Below are 1,239 nucleotides of genomic sequence, written 5' to 3' on the forward strand. Positions count from 1 at the left end.
GTAGATACTCTGTCTTCAGTCAAGCAAAATTTACATATTAGCGCCCTTTATTTTGAAAAACTTGTCACCATCAAACGGCATGTTGTTATGCAGCATGCCGTAAATTGCGTGCAGTAATTTGCGCATGACCGCACAAATTGCCTGAATCTTTTTCAAGCCGCGTTTGTTTTGTAGATGAGCATAATAGGCGACGACATTGGGCTCACTGCGGCAGGCAACGAGGGCTGGCATATACAGTGCCTGTCGAATATATCGGTTGCCAGCCTTGCTGATTCGGGCGCGTTTTGACACGCTCGTGCCGGACTCAAATTGGCGTGGATCCAGTCCCGCATAAGCCACCCACTGTTTGACCGACAGTTTTGCAGGCAGGCTCAATAGCTCACCCAATAACTGAACAGCAGAGGCATCGGCAATGCCTTTTACGCTGACAATCAGTGTGTATTTCTTCTGTATCTCATCGTTCTGATTGATAATTTCGAGCGCACTGCTTCTAAAAGAATTGATTTGTTGTTCCAGCGTTTCGATGAGTGTTTTCGTTTGTGCAATCACAATATCTGGTGTTTCTTCGGTTGCCGTTAATGAGTACAGCTGATTTTTCAACTGCGCTTTTATCTTGCCAATTGCCGAAATCCGGCGTGCCAAGGCCCGTAAGCTAAGCGCTTCTTCACACGGGCGTACCCATGGCACAAACTCCATACGTTCGGCATAGCTGGTTAATACATCTGCATCAATGCTGTCCGTTTTACTGCGCTGATTCAATGCCTTGGCAAAATTGTGTGCCGCTTTGGGATTAATTACCATCACTTTGATACGTTCAGCACGGCTTAAAGCGACTGCCAAATCAAAATGATGCACGCCTGTTGCTTCCATACAAACAATGGTTTCACCGGCTAATTTTTGAATCGATGAAATGAGGCGCTTATAATCTTCTGCTTTATTTTCAAAGGATTGTGCCTTGCGGTGTTTGCCATTAACACCAAAAACTACACTCAATTCTTTGCTCGCAACATCAATTCCAACGTAATTCATCAATCAGTCCTCAATATGTTTTTGTTATCATGCTTTCTGGTTTCCCTGACCCTGGCACTTCATCTATCTTCCTTGCGAATTCAGGTTCAGAAGCTCAGCTTACAGACCTTGGATACTCCACGATATGGATGACGAGGGTGGGGAGCCTATCTACGTACAGGTTCGAGACCTCAGGGTGCAACGGCTTCCCCAGAAAACGCTGTTACTTTA

Annotated in this window: 1 protein-coding gene; it reads right to left on the minus strand. The window is 45.4% G+C overall.

Annotated features, from left to right (window positions below):
- Nucleotides 1-30 precede the first annotated feature (30 nt).
- A complete protein-coding gene (locus BLV85_RS14715) occupies nt 31-1,029 on the minus strand; it encodes an IS110 family RNA-guided transposase (RefSeq protein WP_090415958.1) in 999 nt (332 codons plus the stop codon).
- Nucleotides 1,030-1,239: the final 210 nt, after the last annotated feature.

The organism is Nitrosomonas halophila (genome assembly GCF_900107165.1).
GTDB lineage: Bacteria > Pseudomonadota > Gammaproteobacteria > Burkholderiales > Nitrosomonadaceae > Nitrosomonas > Nitrosomonas halophila.

What these genes read in the sequence shown, in the direction of transcription:
- BLV85_RS14715 (WP_090415958.1), bottom strand. Translation starts at nt 1,029, where the DNA reads ATGAATTACGTTGGAATTGATGTTGCGAGCAAAGAATTGAGTGTAGTT.